General features: G+C 60.9%; 16 protein-coding genes. 6 read left to right on the top strand and 10 right to left on the bottom strand.

Translation table 11 applies throughout. The features are described from left to right. Positions 1 to 85: 85 nt before the first annotated feature. Together HMPREF2993_RS08230 and HMPREF2993_RS08225 are read left to right on the top strand one after the other, a co-directional pair. Positions 86 to 1,420, top strand: a complete 1,335-nt coding sequence (locus HMPREF2993_RS08230) for an MFS transporter (RefSeq protein WP_070547012.1) — start codon at positions 86 to 88, stop codon at positions 1,418 to 1,420. After that, entirely contained in the window at positions 1,410 to 1,913 is a 504-nt protein-coding gene (locus tag HMPREF2993_RS08225) for a VanZ family protein (RefSeq protein ID WP_369816118.1), read from the top strand. The genes HMPREF2993_RS08230 and HMPREF2993_RS08225 overlap by 11 nt, the downstream gene beginning before the upstream one ends. A gap of 1 nt (position 1,914) precedes the next feature. Here the strand turns inward: HMPREF2993_RS08225 and dnaB are convergent, their stop codons facing one another. The 8 genes from dnaB to HMPREF2993_RS08185 form a co-directional block, all read right to left on the bottom strand. Further along, the gene (gene dnaB / locus HMPREF2993_RS08220; RefSeq protein ID WP_046648794.1) at positions 1,915 to 3,339 is read right to left on the bottom strand and encodes a replicative DNA helicase; all 1,425 of its coding nucleotides are present in this window, start codon (positions 3,337 to 3,339) and stop codon (positions 1,915 to 1,917) included. 667 nt (positions 3,340 to 4,006) lie between these two features. Further along, positions 4,007 to 4,459: a 50S ribosomal protein L9 gene (gene rplI, locus HMPREF2993_RS08215; protein WP_010187895.1), complete on the bottom strand. Its 453-nt coding sequence runs from the start codon at positions 4,457 to 4,459 to the stop codon at positions 4,007 to 4,009. Positions 4,460 to 4,505: 46 nt separating this feature from the next. Continuing rightward, complete coding sequence (locus HMPREF2993_RS08210; protein WP_046648793.1) at positions 4,506 to 5,099, bottom strand: single-stranded DNA-binding protein; 594 nt, start codon at positions 5,097 to 5,099, stop codon at positions 4,506 to 4,508. A 51-nt stretch (positions 5,100 to 5,150) separates the two neighbouring features. Beyond that, positions 5,151 to 5,441, bottom strand: coding sequence for a 30S ribosomal protein S6 (gene rpsF / locus HMPREF2993_RS08205; protein WP_175973876.1), 291 nt, complete (start codon positions 5,439 to 5,441; stop codon positions 5,151 to 5,153). Between the two features lie 147 nt (positions 5,442 to 5,588). Next, a complete protein-coding gene (locus HMPREF2993_RS08200; RefSeq protein WP_046648791.1) occupies positions 5,589 to 5,771 on the bottom strand; it encodes a hypothetical protein in 183 nt (60 codons plus the stop codon). Continuing rightward, positions 5,768 to 7,123 (bottom strand): glycosyltransferase family 87 protein, encoded by a 1,356-nt coding sequence (locus HMPREF2993_RS08195; RefSeq protein WP_070701901.1) that lies wholly within the window; start codon positions 7,121 to 7,123, stop codon positions 5,768 to 5,770. Before HMPREF2993_RS08195 ends, HMPREF2993_RS08200 begins: the two co-directional genes overlap by 4 nt. Before the next feature lie 63 nt (positions 7,124 to 7,186). Then, a complete protein-coding gene (locus tag HMPREF2993_RS08190) occupies positions 7,187 to 9,412 on the bottom strand; it encodes a transglycosylase domain-containing protein (RefSeq protein ID WP_070701890.1) in 2,226 nt (741 codons plus the stop codon). Positions 9,413 to 9,488: 76 nt separating this feature from the next. Next, positions 9,489 to 9,848, bottom strand: coding sequence for a DUF5318 family protein (locus HMPREF2993_RS08185; RefSeq protein WP_070701888.1), 360 nt, complete (start codon positions 9,846 to 9,848; stop codon positions 9,489 to 9,491). Between the two features lie 170 nt (positions 9,849 to 10,018). On the opposite strand from HMPREF2993_RS08185, the gene HMPREF2993_RS08180 reads away from it, so the two are divergent. The 3 genes from HMPREF2993_RS08180 (at position 10,019) to HMPREF2993_RS08170 (ending at position 12,059) form a co-directional block, all read left to right on the top strand. Further along, positions 10,019 to 10,498, top strand: coding sequence for a MarR family winged helix-turn-helix transcriptional regulator (locus tag HMPREF2993_RS08180; protein WP_046648788.1), 480 nt, complete (start codon positions 10,019 to 10,021; stop codon positions 10,496 to 10,498). An 83-nt stretch (positions 10,499 to 10,581) separates the two neighbouring features. Further along, entirely contained in the window at positions 10,582 to 11,565 is a 984-nt protein-coding gene (locus HMPREF2993_RS08175) for a universal stress protein (RefSeq protein WP_070701886.1), read from the top strand. A gap of 11 nt (positions 11,566 to 11,576) precedes the next feature. Continuing rightward, positions 11,577 to 12,059, top strand: coding sequence for a hypothetical protein (locus HMPREF2993_RS08170; protein ID WP_070510178.1), 483 nt, complete (start codon positions 11,577 to 11,579; stop codon positions 12,057 to 12,059). Here HMPREF2993_RS08170 and HMPREF2993_RS08165 read toward each other — a convergent pair. Together HMPREF2993_RS08165 and HMPREF2993_RS08160 are read right to left on the bottom strand one after the other, a co-directional pair. Further along, entirely contained in the window at positions 12,056 to 12,985 is a 930-nt protein-coding gene (locus tag HMPREF2993_RS08165) for an oxygen-dependent tRNA uridine(34) hydroxylase TrhO (RefSeq protein WP_070701883.1), read from the bottom strand. The genes HMPREF2993_RS08170 and HMPREF2993_RS08165 overlap by 4 nt on opposite strands. A gap of 53 nt (positions 12,986 to 13,038) precedes the next feature. Next, positions 13,039 to 14,535 carry a DUF1846 domain-containing protein gene (locus HMPREF2993_RS08160; protein ID WP_070701880.1) on the bottom strand — a complete coding sequence of 499 codons (1,497 nt, stop codon included), beginning with the start codon at positions 14,533 to 14,535 and terminating at the stop codon, positions 13,039 to 13,041. 77 nt (positions 14,536 to 14,612) lie between these two features. Here HMPREF2993_RS08160 and HMPREF2993_RS08155 point away from each other — a divergent pair, with 77 nt between their 5' ends. Beyond that, positions 14,613 to 15,428: an Fpg/Nei family DNA glycosylase gene (locus HMPREF2993_RS08155; RefSeq protein ID WP_070701879.1), complete on the top strand. Its 816-nt coding sequence runs from the start codon at positions 14,613 to 14,615 to the stop codon at positions 15,426 to 15,428. Positions 15,429 to 15,431: the final 3 nt, after the last annotated feature.

The following is a 15,431-nucleotide window of genomic DNA, read 5'->3' as shown; positions in this document are numbered from 1 at the left end:
TGGCAATGGCTCTGAGCTCAGTCTTTGTGGTGACCAATTCTTTGCGACTTAAAAGCTTTACCCCCGCGGAGTAAGCTTAGCCTGCATGAATCGTCTTGATCATCGCTCTGTCTCACGCACGGAGAGGCTCGACCGCCTTCCCGTCACTGGAAAACACAAACGTCTCCTCTTCGGCTCCGGCATCGGCTGGGCGCTCGATGCCATGGACGTCGGTCTCATCTCCTTCATCATGGCCGCTCTGGCCGTGCACTGGGGGATCACGCCGACCCAGTCCTCGTGGCTGGCGTCCGTGGGTTTCATCGGCATGGCCTTGGGTGCCACCTTCGGCGGCCTCTTGGCCGATAAGTTCGGCCGCCGCCACATCTTTGCGCTAACCCTGCTGGTCTACGGCCTCGCGACGGGCGCCTCCGCCCTCGCAACGGGCCTCACACTCCTCATCATCCTGCGCTTCTTCATCGGACTTGGCCTCGGCGCCGAGCTGCCGGTGGCCTCCACGCTGATCTCCGAGTTCGCACCCCTCAAGGTCCGCGGGCGCATGGTGGTCTTGCTGGAGGCCTTCTGGGCCGTGGGCTGGATCCTCGCTGCGGTAATTGGAACGTTCGTCGTGGGGGCGTCGGAAAGCGGCTGGCGCTGGGCCCTAGCACTCGGCATGGTGCCCGCCCTCTATGCCCTCTATGTGCGCCTTCACTTGCCTGAATCAGTACGCTTCCTGGAGTCGAAGGGCCGCCACGAGGAAGCAGAAGAAATCGTCGCCTCCTTTGAAGCCGAGGTGGATGAGGCGGACATCGACCGCACGACCCCGGCACCGACCTACTCCGAGGAAGATGTCACCGCCACCAGCATCTGGTCGAAATCCCTGCGCGGGCGCACGCTGGCGCTGTGGACCATCTGGTTCTGCGTCAACCTGTCTTACTACGGCGCCTTCATTTGGATTCCGTCGCTGCTTGTCGCAGACGGTTTCTCCCTGGTGAAGTCCTTCAGCTTCACGCTGATTATCACCCTGGCCCAGCTGCCCGGCTACGCCGCAGCGGCCTGGCTCATCGAGGTCTGGGGACGCCGCTCGACCCTGGCGACCTTCCTCGTGGGCTCTGCCCTGTCCGCCGGATTCTTTGGCTTCGCCAACACTGAGGCCATGATCATCCTGGCCGGTTGCCTGCTCTCCTTCTTCAACCTGGGCGCGTGGGGCGCGCTGTACGCCATCGGCCCGGAGCTCTACCCCACCGCCCTGCGCGGGCGCGGTACTGGTGCGGCCGCGGGCTTCGGCCGACTCGCCTCCATCCTGGCGCCGCTTATCGTTCCGCCGCTCATCGCGGTGGCGGGCACGGGCTGGCTCTTCGTGCTGTTCGCAGCGGCCTTCGGACTCGCCGCTGCGGCGGCACTGACCCTGCCAGAATTCAAGGGTAGGACCCTTGCTCAATAGGATCGCCCTTGGCGCGTGGGTCGCGGTCATGGCCGCGCTCACCACGCTTAAGCCCTTCTACCAGATCGGCTACCTTTGGAAGCCGGAGAACCAGCGGGTCCGTGACCTGCGTTTGGTGCCACTTGATGAGTTCTCCGGAGGCACCTGGTTTGGCCCGCTTTTTGAGTATGCGGGCAATACCGCCTTTTTCATTCCTTTCGGCATGCTCGTCTTCAGCATGTGCCGATCAATCAAGGCAACGGCCGCGTGGGGATTCGCGCTGAGTTTGGCGCTGGAAACAGTCCAGTATGCCTTCGCGCTCGGACGCACTGATATTGATGACCTCATCTTCAATACGATCGGCGCGCTCATCGGCGCGGCATTCGCCCGGCTGTGCGGCGAGCGCTTCTTCCCCGTGTGGCGGTGGCTGGCGCTCGCCGCGGCTGCGGTCTTCCTGGTCTTGGTCATCCTCGGCCCACGGTTGGGTGACCCCAACGCCGTCGTGGACCTGTAATTTAACCGTGCGCCATGTTGACGAACTTGGAGTAGTGCAGCTGGTGCGCCACCTTCACCGTGTCGATCGGGCCGCCACGGTGCTTGGCCAGGATGATATCCGCCTCACCGGCGCGGGGATCATCGCGGTCTTGCGAGTCCGGGCGGTAGAGCAGCATAACCATATCGGCGTCCTGCTCCAGCGAGCCGGACTCACGCAGATCCGCCAGCTGCGGCTTCTTATCGGTACGGGATTCCGGGCCACGGTTCAGCTGCGAAATAGCGATGAGCGGAACTTCCAGTTCCTTGGCCAGCAACTTGAGCTGGCGCGAGAACTCCGAGACCTCTTGCTGGCGGGACTCCACCTTCTTGCCCGAAGACATCAGCTGCATATAGTCCAACACAATGAGGTCGAGCCCGTGCTGCTGCTTCAGACGGCGGGCCTTCGAGCGGATCTCCATCATGGTGAGGTTCGGGGAATCATCGATGAACAGGGGCGCATCCTGGATGCGGTTGAGGGTGTCATCGATCTTGGCCCAATCCTCCGTGGACACGCGGCCACCGCGCATATCCGACAGCTTCACTTCCGCCTCCGCTGACAAGAGGCGCATGACGATCTCGGAGGCAGACATCTCCAGGGAGAAAACCACAGAAGTCTTGTTGTGCTGCAGAGAGGCCGAGCGCATGAAATCCATGGCCAGCGTGGACTTGCCCACGCCAGGGCGGGCGGCGACGATAATCATCTGGCCGGCACGCAGGCCATTGGTCAGGTTGTCGAGGTCGATGAAACCGGTAGGCACGCCGGACTCCACGCCGTTTTGCTGCAGGGCGGCGAGCTCATCGATCGTGGGGTCGATGAGATCACTCAGCGCACGGTAATCCTCAGTCGTCTTCTTCTGCGCCACGGCGAAAACTTCCTGCTGGGCGCGGTCCAGCACGGACTCGATCTCCATGTCTTCGGAGCCCTGGAAGCCGAGTTGGACGACTCTGGTTCCGGCGTCCACCAGCTTGCGCAGCACCGCCTTCTCCGCGACAATCTCCGCGTAATAGCGGGCGTTAGCCGCAGTGGGCACCGTGGCCAGCAGGGTATGCAGGTAGGGCGCACCGCCAACGCGCTCGAGGTTGTTATAGCGATCGAGACGGGCCGCGACAATCACCGCGTCAATATCCGTGCCCGCCGCGTAAAGATCGATCATGGCTTGGTAGATGAGCGTGTGCGCAGGATAGTAGAAGTCCTCCGGCTCCAGCTCCTCAATGACCTCCATGACTGTATTCGGGCTCAGGAGCATGGCGCCGAGAACGCCCTGTTCGGCCTCGCGGTCCGCGGGCGGCTGGCGAAATTCGCCGTAGCGCTTCGGTTCTTCCTGCCGGTAAGAGCGGCGAGGTTCCTCCTCTACCGGCTCCGGCGGCGGTGGAACGTGGTCGTCGTCAAAACTGGCATTAGTCATTGCTCATCAATCCCACCGTTCATTAGTCCCACCCTGGCCGTGCCTGAAGTTCTCACTCTTCTCCGCGCCGGACGGCCAGGCTTCGATGCAGTGCCAAGCGGCAACCGCGCGTAGTACACAACAGTGTAGCCGAGGGTCAAGACACTACCCCTTGGGCATAACTCTCACAGTTATCCACAGAGAGCTGTGGAATTCCCAGGTCAGCAAAGACATGGCGTACAAAGCCAGAGGTCAGGGCTGTGGATAACTTTGCACCGCTGTGACCAGCGCAGATTATTCCTGCAGGTCAAGGCACGTTTTTTGAGGTGTGAAAATACGCACACATCCCGTGGAAAAGTAGGAGCATTACCCCGATATTGCCGCTACCAGCGGGTTAACACATGGCGGCATGAGTGAATTCACCGTTAACTGAACGCAGGTTTATCCACAGGCTGGGCGAGTTATCCACAGGCCGCGCTTGGCGACGTTTCCCTGCCTCCTGCGGTGCTAGATCCCCAAAAGGCGACCCCGCGTAAAACGGCGCAAGGCCGTGCTTCCTCTCACCACCTCACATAGTGAAAGGAGCACGGCCTTAAAGCCTTGCTGTTGTCTTAAGGTCACGTCCTGCGTACCGGCACCGCGCCTCACACGCGGGCGAACGGAGGGTGACCGTCGTGCGCCTTAATTCTTAGGCAGCGACGACCGAGAAGTTCACCTTGCCGATAACGTCAGCGTGCAGCTTCAGCTCGACTTGGTAGTTGCCGGTCTTCTTGACCAGGCCCTTGGGCAGCACAACGATGCGCTTGTCCAGCTTCGGGCCGCCAGCGGCGGCAACGGCGTTCACGATGTCCTCAGCGGACACGGAGCCGAAGAGCTTGCCGGACTCGGAGGTCTTCACGGGGACGTTAACGTCCTTGAGCTCCTCCAGCTGGGTACGGATCTCGCGTGCGTGGTCCAGGTCGCGGATTGCGCGAGCTTCCTGGGCGCGCTTGATGCCCTCGATCTGCTTCTCAGCACCGCGGGTAGCAACGATTGCCAGGCCGCGCGGAAGCAGGTAGTTACGTCCGTAGCCGTCCTTAACCTCTACAATTTCGCCGGGGGCGCCGAGGTTCTCAACGGCAGCGGTGAGGATCAGCTTCATGATCCCTGCCTTTCAATTGAGTTAAATGAATACTTGCGTGACAGTCTTAGAACGGGGGTTCTGCATCCGCACCACCAAAGCTTCCCGCTTGGGGTGCAGAATTCCACGGATCGTTACTCGGAGCCGACTGCTGCTGAGACTGCTGCGGGGCAGAGGACTGGGACTGGTTTCCAGAGAAACCGCCCTGGTTTCCGGAGAAACCACCTTGGTTGCCGCCGCCGTAGTTAGCACCACCCTGCTGCTGGCCGCCACCATAGTTGCCGCCGCCGTTGCCGGACTTGCGGTTAACCTGTGCGGATGCATAACGCAGGGACGGGCCGACCTCATCAACCTCGATTTCAAAAACAGTGCGGTTTTCGCCCTCACGGGTCTGGTAAGACCGCTGGCGCAAACGGCCAGTAACGATAACGCGCATGCCCTTGGTCAAGGTCTCCGCAACGTTTTCTGCGGCTTGGCGCCACACATTGCAGGTGAGGAACATGGCCTCGCCGTCCTCCCACTGGGAAGTCTGCTGATTATAGCGACGCGGGGTGGAGGCAACACGGAAATTTGCCACTGCGGCACCCGCTGGGGTGAAGCGCAGTTCCGGGTCGGCCACAATGTTGCCGACAACCGTAATGTTGGTATCTCCCTGAGCCATGTCTTTACTCCTTAATATCGGTTACGTGGATTGCTCGAAACCCAGTATCCGCTATTTGCTGTCGGTGCGCAGAACCTTGGTACGCATAATGGAGTCGTTCAGGTTCAGACGGCGATCAAGCTCGAGAACCGAGTGGGATTCACACTCCAGCTCCACGACTGCGTAGATGCCCTCTTCCTTCTTGTTGATCGGGTATGCAAGACGGCGCTTGCCCCACACATCAACCTTTTCGACTTTGCCGCCATCCTTGCGGATCGTTTCGAGGAACTTGTCTAGGGACGGGGTTACGGTGCGCTCATCCTGGTTAGGATCCAGAATGATCATGACTTCGTAGTGACGCACGGACCTCATCACCTCCTATGGTCTAGTAATTGGTATCGGCCATATCACCTTTGCGGATATGGCAGGAGGGTCTGTTGCGTCAAGCAACCCTCACACAGTACCGCACTGACCGGCGGAAAAGGAAATCCCCCATCTCCTCGGCTGCCGCTAGTGGGTCGCCGCGACGAAGATCGCCGATCCCGCCGGGATCACCGTGAGAAACAGCAAAGCCAGCAAGCCCAGCACAACCGGCCAGGTGCGGTCTTGAGAGCGCTGAAACAGGTAGTAGGCGCTCAACACACAAAGGAAGCCCAGCGTGATGGAGACGATGCCCACGATGGTGATAGTCATCGTGCAAAATCCCCCGCCAACGGGTCCCTGCCGCCATGAGCGGCGCGGACCTTGTCCTCAGACTTGCCCCACATCTGGCGGATGATGAGCACACCGATGGCAATGATGAAGCCATCGCGCGTCAGCACCGCGATATCGAGCATCTCGTGCGGCAGACCCTTATTTTCCGAGCCGAGCATGTGCCAGGTGAGGATGGGCCAGAGGAGGGCGTCGGCAAGCGCCCAGCTAAAGATGAGCCGCCACCTGGGAAGGGCCAGGAGTGCCGGGACGACCAGCCACAGGGAGTACTGCGGGGACCACACCTTGTTGAAAATGAGGAAGGCCATGATGATGAGGTAGATCATTTCGGCTACTCGCGGCGCGCGCGGCGCCTTGAGACCCAGGATGGCAATCGCCCCGCAGCTCACCAGAAACGCCACGAGTGAGAAAGTGTTGAGGAATTCGGGCTCAAAACTCACGCCCGCGACGCGGCTCAAGAGCGCATAGATCGTGGTCCACTCGGCACCGCGTTCTTGATTGAGCCGGAAGAATTCGCGCCAGGCCTCGGGGTAGGCCAGCGCCACGGGAAGGTTCACCACGAGCCACGTCGCGGCGGTTGCCACGAGCATCTTGAAGAAAGGCGCCCAGCGCTTGAGGCGGATGGCCAACACCAGAAACGCGCCTAAGATAAACAGAGGCCACAGCTTGAATGCCGTGCCGAGCCCAATGAGAATGCCGGCGAGCCAGTTCTTGCGCTTCTTCACTGCGAGAAGGGCGCCCACCATGAACGCTACCGACGGGATATCCCAGTTGGTGAAAGCGTGGATAACCACGAGCGGGCTGGCCGCCATGAGAACGGTATCCCATGCCCGGTTGCCCGTGAGCTGGAATACCATGACCACGGTGCCGACCCACACGAGGGACAAGATGAGCGTGGTCAGCCCGAAGTACCAGCTGACCTCGGCCATACCAATCCACTCGACGGCCGGATACGTGGTGCGCGCCAGCCAGCCGACGACGCCCTGGAACAGGCCCGCCAGAACGGGGTATTCCATGTAGCGCGTGAGGTCTCCCTCCACCCAGGAGTAGGCATAGGGAAAGCCAGGTTGGTCCAAGCCGCGCCCACCATAGAGCGGCACGATGTCGTTATAACAAAAGGACGTGTACTGGCGGTTGCCATCCCAGTTCAGGCTGATGAGGCCGTCCTCGCCCCGGCGGCTGCCCGCACAGGTTGCCTTACTCAAGAATCCAAACGCCAGGAACGTCCACGCCAGCGTGATGATGACGCGCAGCGGCGTCCACCAACCAGAGTGGGACGAGCGGGCGAAACGCCCCGTCGGCCCGCCGAGGGCATTGACGGCGCCACGGGTCATCGATTCGGATGAGAGTGGGACAAGCTGCGAAGAAGTGTGATGGCTCACCGGGGGATCAATCTCCTATTGGCCAAGCAGTTGGTCGAGGCCATCTCCATTAAGGATGTCATCGAGCGAAGGTACTTCAGGGTTAGCGGGTTGCTCAGGTTGCTCAGGCTGGGCCGGCTGCTCTGGGCTACCGCCCTGACCCTCGTCGTGGTGCTCGCCGCCCTCGGCAGGTGCTTCCTCTTCACCCTCGGTGCTGTCGCTCTCCGGGCTTGCCGGCGTCTGGTTCCACGTGGTGGTCTGGCTCGGATCATAGACATATCCCGAGCCCCAGCTGCCGACGCCGTAATGAACCGGATAAGCCTGCGGGAAGGGCTGCTGCTCCACGTTGGCCAAAGAGGTGTCCAAGATGGACTTCCAGATCTTCGTCGGTGCATCCGAGCCGTACATAATTCCGCCCCACTGATTAAAGATCGCGGAGGTGTTATCGGCCGTGCCTACCCACACTGCTGTAGCCAGCTGTGGCGTGGAACCAACCATCCAGGCATCTTTGTTGGTGCCCGTATCACCCAGCTGTGTGGTACCAGTCTTGGAGGCCGACGGACGTCCACCGGCCAGTGCACCGTTCGACCATGCGGCAATCGGCTGCATCGCGGAGATCACGTTGTTGGCCACGTTGGCGGAGACGCGGCGCTCACCGCCATCGGTCGGGTTCTCGTAGAGAACCTCGCCGGCGGCGTTTTCCACCTTCTGCACGAAGTGCGGCTGGTGCCACACCCCCTGGTTGGTCAGGGTCGCCATTGCCGTCGCCATGTCGAGCGGGCGGGACTGGTACTGGCCCAGCACGACTCCCTCGTACGGCGTGCCACCGTTCTCCGTCAATGTCTTCTCGATCCCCGGCAGGCTGCGAGCAACGCCCAATGCGTGCGCCATGTCAGCGGTGTCCTGCATCTTGTTTTCCAGGTCATCCTGGAGGCGCAGGAAGGACGTGTTATAAGAATTCTTCAGCGCCTCAGCGATGGTGCAGCTGCCGCAGCCGCCGCCCACGTTGGTAACGATCTGAGAGCCTGGTAGCTGGTACGGCGCAGAGGAGTAATACGTACTGAGGTCGATACCCTGCTGGAGGGCCGCAGCGAGCGCCATGATCTTAAAGACCGAACCGGTCTGCAACGGCGAGTTGGCATAGTCCCAACCATTAGAATCATCGCCGCCGAAGTAACCGCGTACAGCGCCCGTGGCAGGGTCGATGGTCACGGCGGCGGCGCGGGCGTCCTCTTGCAGCACAGCAAGCTGTGCATGAGCGGCGTCGGTCGACGCGTTCTGCACGGTCATGTCAATGGTGGTGGTCACCTTAAGGCCGCCAGTGGCCAGCTGGTCTTCGGTAATACCCACGCGGGACAGCTCATCGATGACCTGGTTCTTGATGTGACCATAGGCACCCGGCGCTTCGGTATACGCGGAATACTCAGACGGATCGCGGGTCTCCGGGAAGACGAGCTGATCGCGTTCAGACTGATCCAAGTCACCCATCTCAACGAGGCCATCCATGACGTAGTTCCAGCGAGCTTGGGACCGTTCCTCATCTACCCACGGATCAAGGACGGACGGGGACTGGATAACACCCGCCAGCAGCGCGCCTTCTTCCTTAGTGAGGTCCTTGGCGTCCTTATTAAAGTACGCATTGGATGCAGCCTCGATGCCATACGCGTTGCGGCCGAAGTAGACCGTGTTGAGGTAGGCGTTGAGGATGTCCTCCTTGGACCATTCGTTGGTCATTTTCACCGAGTAGATGAGCTCACGAATCTTGCGGACGTAGGAATACTCGTCACCAACGAGAGTATTCTTCACATACTGCTGAGTAATCGTCGAGCCACCACCGGCGGAAGCATCACCGGTGAGCTTGCCCAAGACGGCACGGCCCAGACCTGTAAAGGAAAAGCCCGAATTGGTCCAGAACTCGCGGTCCTCAGCCGCGAGGACAGAATCCTCAACGTAATCCGGGATCTCATCCAGAGTTACTTGGCGGCGGTTACCCTCCGGTGGAACTAGCTTGGCCAGCTGGGTTTCGCCGTCACCGGCGACAATCGTGGAAATCTGGCTCGGCTGCAGCTCCTTGGGCTCGGGGACGTCGTATTGCGTATACGCGTATCCAAAGAGTAAGGCGGGGATGCCGACAATTACGAATAAGACAGCGAGCACGATCCACGGCCAGCGGCGTGTGCGGCCGGACGAACGCCTACTCCTGTGCGAGGTGCTCTTCTTGCGATTACCTGACTTTCGCCCGGAGGTTTCCTTCTCGGTCACTAATCCGTGTCCTCATCAATCCTGTACAGAAACTGTAAATACATGCAGCTTACCGGCGTGAACTGGGAAGCCAAAACTACCTTCGAGCATAGACCGTGGCCGCTCGAAGCAGATGATTCCAGCGGCATGCCGGGCACACTTCCACGAAATGCACTGTAAACTCCAGTCCCTCGGCCGCCATTTCTGCAATTTCCGCCGCGCTGCGCGCGCTTCCCGCACGGCGCTTTAAAGAGTCGCCATAAACCCAGCGGGTCAGTCGCAGCTCTTCTCCGCACACCGGGCAAGGCTTCTGCATGTCAACGCCGTGATGCTCCGCCGCCGCGCGGAGGAGAAAATCAGCATCACACAGTTCTTCGCGCTTCACTTTCCCCGCGCGAAGCTCGCGCAGATGCTGCGCGCGCTCCCATTCATAGGAGACTTCATTGCGGTAGACCACTTCTGGCCTTGTCTTTGCAGACTCTGCCTTGGACGGAGAATTCACGCCGGACAGTGTAGTGCGGGCAGCGTCAACAATCTAGGCTCCCCCTGGGCACTTCGCGACGCAAAACCTAATTTTTTAGTCGGCTAACTACCGCCGAGAGTGGTTTGTAGCTACACTTATTTTCCATGAGTGAAGAAACTATCGAATCCCCGATCCCCTACGAGGACGCCCTGGATGTTGCCCGCCAGATCCAGCCCGCGCTCAATAAGCTCATGCTCATCTTCCAGCGCACAACGGAGGGCACGTCCCTAACCACCTCGCAGGTCTCGATCATGAATCAGCTGCGCCTGCGTGGGCCCTCTCGTGTCAGCACCATCGCCCAAGCAGAGCTAATCCGGATGCCCACCGCGTCCAATGCACTGTACCAATTGGAGCGCCAGGGCTTCGTGGAACGACACCGCGATGAAAAGGACCGCCGCGGTGTTCTCGTCGCTCTGACCCAGCTCGGCGAATCCGAGCTGACCATCGTCTCTCGCCAGCGAGCGGCAGCTTTGGCCGAGATACTGCGCTGGCTTGAACCGGAGGACATCAAGGACGCCAATTCTTTGGTCAACCTGATTTCCAAACTCGCGGATGTGTACCGCCCCACCATGGACGGAAAATAGACCAAAAAGCGCCGGTAGAACAGATTTTATTTTAAAGCGTGAAGGGTCGATAATGAAGGAAACGACCCCGATCCTTTTGATGAATGGCTAAGAAATCTTCACATCCCGCGGAAGGACAGTCCTCCTCGGAAGACCGTATCTTGCCGCTTCGCGTACTCGTCTCGTGGAGCCCGAGCTCCACGGGCACCGAGGCCATCGAGTTTGCCGCATGGCTCGCGCGTTCCACGCCCGTTCAGATCCGGGTAGTATCCACGATTTCGCAACCCTTCACCGTGACGTCGCTCAGCAAGCTCAGCGGCTCCTATAAAAAGTGGTTCAAAGCGGAGCGCGCGACCTGCGAACGCGCCGTTAAGCAGGCCTTGGACGCAGCCGGAGTGGGCAAGACCCAGCTCGATAAGAACGTCTCCGTTCTCATCGCAGGACCGTCCCGCCCGCAGCTGCTGGAGCAAGCGGCTACGGATTTCAACGCGCACGTCATCCTCCTCGGGGCCAACCAGTCCGCGCCCAAGGGCCGTTTCTTCTCCGGTTCTACCGCCGATGCGCTGCTGCACTACTCGCCGCTTCCCGTGGGTCTCACCCCGCGCGGTATCAAGCTGTCCAAGCACGGGGTGACGCGCATCAATTTCGCCTTCACCGAACTTGGCCGCGCCGACGATCCCGCCCTCCGGCACGCGGCATGCATTGCGCAGCGCGGCGGTATCCCCTTGCGTATCCTGGCGTTTTCCGCCAAGGGGCTGGTCGACGTCCCCCTCGAATACTCCCCCACTTTTCCTTCCGACGCCCCCAATTGGCGCGAGCACTCGCTCTCGTTGTTGGACCGCGCCCACGATTTCATCGCAGAGGTCTTCCCGGAGATTTCCGTCACGACGGACATCGGCAGCGGTCACGGCTGGGCCGGCGCGGTAGATTCGCTCAAGTGGAAAAAGGGCGACCTGCTCTGCTTGGGTTCCTCCCCCATGGGGCCGATCGAGCGCGTCTTCATCGGTAGCACCGCCACCGAACTTCTCCCCCACGTGGGAGTGCCAGTCCTGGTCTGCCCGAGCACCTATGACACCGAAGCACGTTAGACTTGCACAGCATGGCAGCAGAGCACCCCGAAAATGATCTCACGTCCGACGCGGACTATACCAACCTGCCTCGCCCCGAGCCCCGCAGCTTTGATGAGCTTGCCGACGAACCCGATCCCCTCGCCGTCGCCGAGGCCAACCGCCGCTCCTCGCGCCAGGCGCTGTGGTTTATGGTGGCTATCCTTGTGAGCTCGGCGCTGTACGCGCTCCTCCTCGCTGGATTCTTCAGGTTCTTCGGAACCACGACCGACTGCCTTCAGGCCGAATACGCAGCTTGGCTCTGCACGAGGACCCAGCGCACGGTGTTCGCCACGACGACGCTGATCATCCCCTTCATCGGCATGATCGGCTGCGCCGTCATCATGGTGCGCAAACTCAAGGCCTACGTGCGCTGGCGCGGTTGGATGGCGATTTTCTGGGTCATGGCCGGCAACTTCATGATCTGGTGCATCAACGATATCCAGATCCTGCTGGCCCCGGTGCTTGAAAACTAACCCTGCGCTTGGGCGGCAGCCACCTCGGCGCAGTCCGGCCGCCCACAGTGCTGGGTTTCCACGTGCTGGATACAGTCATCGCAGATGAGCACCTGCTTGCGGCACGTGTCCTCATTAATGCAATTGTGGAAGGTATTCGTCCCCTTCCCACAGTGCACGCAATGCCCCAGCTGAATAAAGCCTGGATCCTCTAGGCCCTGACCAAACTCGTGGTGCATGCGCTTGTCAAAGACGTACATCGAGCCTTCCCACAGGCCATCGTTGCCGTACTTTTCGCCATAGCGAACAATGCCGCCGTCAATCTGATAAACCTCGTTAAAGCCGCGGTTCTTCATCAGCGCGGAGAGGATTTCGCACCGGATGCCGCCCGTGCAATAGGAGACCACGGGCTTATCCTTCATCCAGTCATACTTGCCAGACTCGAGTTCGGCGATGAAGTCGTGGGTCGTGCGCACATCCGGCACCACGGCATTCTTGAATTTGCCGATTTCCGCCTCCATGGCGTTGCGGCCATCGAAGAAGACGACCTCCTCACCGCGCTCCTCCACCAACTTGTTGACCTCTTCGGGCTTGAGGTGGACACCGCCGCCGATGACACCGTTCTCGTCCACTTTGAGCTCGCCCGGCGCGCCGAAGGCCACGATCTCATCGCGCACCTTGACCGACAGGCGCGGAAAGTCTTCCGCTCCGCCCTCGGACCACTTGAACTCCATCTTCTTGAATCCCGGGTACTCACGGGTTTCGCGCACGTAGCGCTTGCACGCATCCATGTCCCCGCCCACGGTGCCGTTGATGCCGTGCTCCGAAATGAGGATGCGGCCCTTGAGCCCGAGCTTCTCGCACAGGGAGCGCTGCCACAGCATGATCGCGGTGGGGTCCTCGATGGGAGTAAAGCAGTAGTAGAGGAGAATCTTGCCAATAGTCACGCCCGCAAGTCTAGGCCTGCTAGTGGCAAGATCCCCAATCTTTCGGCGAAGTCTTAGCGCTTCTGGTACAGCGCGCTCTTGCGGGCAAAGACCGGATCGGAGGTCACCAGGACGCCCAGGTTGCGGAAGATGCCCTCATCCACCGAACCCAAGATGGTGGTGGTGTGCACGTCACAGCCCTGAAGCTCCTTGAGCGCCTCAAGCGCGCGGCGGGCATTCTCGTCCTTCGCTGCCGATACCGACAGCGCGATAAGCACCTCGTCGGTGTGCAGGCGCGGGTTCTGCGAGCCCAGGTGCTTTGTCTTCAACGTTTGGATGGGCTCGATGGATTCCGGGGACAACAAGTGCAGCTCATCATCGATGCCAGCGAGGTGCTTGAGCGCATTGAGCAGCGCGGCTGCGGAGCAGCCCAGCAACGGGGAGGTGCGGCCGGTGATGATGGTGCCGTCGTGAAGCTGCAGCGCGGCTGCCGGGCCTTGCGTCTCTTCCGCCTTCTGACGTGCTGGGAGCACAACCGGACGGTCGGTGGACTTGATGCCGGCCTTCGCCATGACCACGGCGGCGCGCTCGGACTGCGTGGTGTCGAGGCCGTTGCGGGCTTCCTCCACCAAAGTCTTGAAGTAGCGGCGGATGATCTCCTGCTGGGAGGCCTCGCGGCAGACTTCGTCATCGGTGATGCAGAAGCCCACCATGTTCACGCCCATGTCCGTCGGGGACTGGTAGGGCACGGTGCCGGTCAGCCGCTCCAGCAGGGACTTCAGCAGCGGGAAAGCCTCGACATCACGGTTATAGTTCACCGTGGATTCGCCGTGCGCGGAGAGGTGGAAGTGGTCGATGACGTTGGCGTCGTTGAGATCCACCGTGGCCGCCTCATAGGCCAGGTTCACCGGGTGATTAAGCGGCAGGTTCCAGATGGGGAAGGTTTCAAACTTGGCGTAGCCTGCCTGCACGCCGCGCAGATTCTCGTGGTAGACCTGCGAGAGCGCGGTCGCCAGCTTGCCGGAGCCCGGCCCCGGCGCGGTGACCACGACGAGGTCACGGGTGGTCTCCACGTAGTCGTTCTTGCCCAGGCCGTCCTCGGAGACAATGAGGTCGATGTTGGCGGGGTAGCCCGGGATGACGCGGTGGCGCGCCACCGTCAGCCCCAGGCGCTCGAGGCGCTCGATGAAGGCCTCCGCCTGGCTGTTGCCGTCCTCGAGCTGCGTCATGACGATGTTATTGACAAGGAATCCGCGGCCCCGGAAGACGTCGACAAGCCGCAGCACATCGTCTTCGTAGAGGATCCCCAGGTCACCGCGCATCTTTTGGCGCTCGATGTCCTTGGCGTTGATGCAGACGAGGATTTCTACGTCATCCTTGATGCGCTCGAGCATCGCAATCTTGTTATCCGGGGTGAAACCGGGCAGCACGCGGGAGGCGTGCATATCGTCGAAAAGCTTGCCGCCCATCTCGAGGTAAAGCTTCCCGCCGATTTCTTTGCGCCGAGCGTTGATGTGCTCCGACTGCAGTTCAATGTATTTTTCACGGTCAAAACCGAGTGCGCGCCCCATAGTATTTAGGCCCTTCCGTTCAACGGGTAGTACCCGGAAAGTCTACAGCAGCACAGCCCCCGCGTAGACTTCCTGACATGCCTGAGGGACACGTTATTCACCGCCTTGCTCGGACACTCAATGCGGATTTCCGTAACAAGCCGCTGGCCGTGAGCAGCCCCCAAGGTCGGTTCGCTACGGAGGCCGCGCTTGTCGACGACTCCCGCCTCTTACTCGCCGAAGCCTTCGGTAAGCACCTCTTTCTGCACTTCGATGCGGATAACCCGCGCCACGTTATCTACGTCCATCTGGGCCTCATCGGTTCCCTACGCTTTGAGCCGTCTGCCGATGTCTGGGGCCAAATCCGGCTGCGCATCGATAACGGCACCACAGCCGCGAATCTGCGCGGCCCGCAGTTCTGCACGCTCATTACGGAGGAGGAATACCAGGCCAAGGTGGCGAAAGTGGGCCAGGATCCGCTGCGCAAGGATGCCGACCCGGATGCCCTATGGGCCCGCGTGCATGCCTCGCGGCGCAGCATCGGCGCGATGCTCATGGACCAAGGCCTCTTTGCTGGCGTGGGCAATATCTACCGCGCAGAAGCCCTATTCCGCCAAGAACTCTCCCCCTTCATCCCCGGCAACCAGCTCGACCGAGCAGAGTTCGATGCCATCTGGTCTGATCTGGTCGATCTCATGGACTACGGCGTCGAACGCGGCCGCATCGACACGGTCCGCCCCGCCCATACGCCGGAGGCCATGGGCCGCGAGCCCCGCAAAGATGACCATGGCGGCGAGGTCTATGTCTACCGTCGCGCCGGGCAACCCTGCTACGTGTGCGGCACCGAGATCCGGGAACAGGTCATGCAGGGCCGCAACCTCTTCTGGTGCCCTACCTGCCAACCCGCGCGCTAGGGT

The organism is Corynebacterium sp. HMSC068G04 (genome assembly GCF_001814885.1).
Taxonomy (GTDB): domain Bacteria; phylum Actinomycetota; class Actinomycetes; order Mycobacteriales; family Mycobacteriaceae; genus Corynebacterium; species Corynebacterium hiratae.
The sequence above is the reverse complement of the archived record's forward strand: the minus strand, read 5'-3'. Positions and strand labels throughout refer to the sequence as shown.

What these genes read in the sequence shown, in the direction of transcription:
- rplI (WP_010187895.1), bottom strand. Translation starts at nt 4,459, where the DNA reads ATGAAGCTGATCCTCACCGCTGCCGTTGAGAACCTCGGCGCCCCCGGC.
- HMPREF2993_RS08160 (WP_070701880.1), bottom strand. Translation starts at nt 14,535, where the DNA reads ATGGGGCGCGCACTCGGTTTTGACCGTGAAAAATACATTGAACTGCAG.
- HMPREF2993_RS08210 (WP_046648793.1), bottom strand. Translation starts at nt 5,099, where the DNA reads ATGGCTCAGGGAGATACCAACATTACGGTTGTCGGCAACATTGTGGCC.
- HMPREF2993_RS08195 (WP_070701901.1), bottom strand. Translation starts at nt 7,123, where the DNA reads ATGACCCGTGGCGCCGTCAATGCCCTCGGCGGGCCGACGGGGCGTTTC.
- HMPREF2993_RS08155 (WP_070701879.1), top strand. Translation starts at nt 14,613, where the DNA reads ATGCCTGAGGGACACGTTATTCACCGCCTTGCTCGGACACTCAATGCG.
- dnaB (WP_046648794.1), bottom strand. Translation starts at nt 3,339, where the DNA reads ATGACTAATGCCAGTTTTGACGACGACCACGTTCCACCGCCGCCGGAG.
- HMPREF2993_RS08180 (WP_046648788.1), top strand. Translation starts at nt 10,019, where the DNA reads ATGAGTGAAGAAACTATCGAATCCCCGATCCCCTACGAGGACGCCCTG.
- HMPREF2993_RS08230 (WP_070547012.1), top strand. Translation starts at nt 86, where the DNA reads ATGAATCGTCTTGATCATCGCTCTGTCTCACGCACGGAGAGGCTCGAC.
- HMPREF2993_RS08200 (WP_046648791.1), bottom strand. Translation starts at nt 5,771, where the DNA reads ATGACTATCACCATCGTGGGCATCGTCTCCATCACGCTGGGCTTCCTT.
- HMPREF2993_RS08170 (WP_070510178.1), top strand. Translation starts at nt 11,577, where the DNA reads ATGGCAGCAGAGCACCCCGAAAATGATCTCACGTCCGACGCGGACTAT.
- HMPREF2993_RS08175 (WP_070701886.1), top strand. Translation starts at nt 10,582, where the DNA reads ATGGCTAAGAAATCTTCACATCCCGCGGAAGGACAGTCCTCCTCGGAA.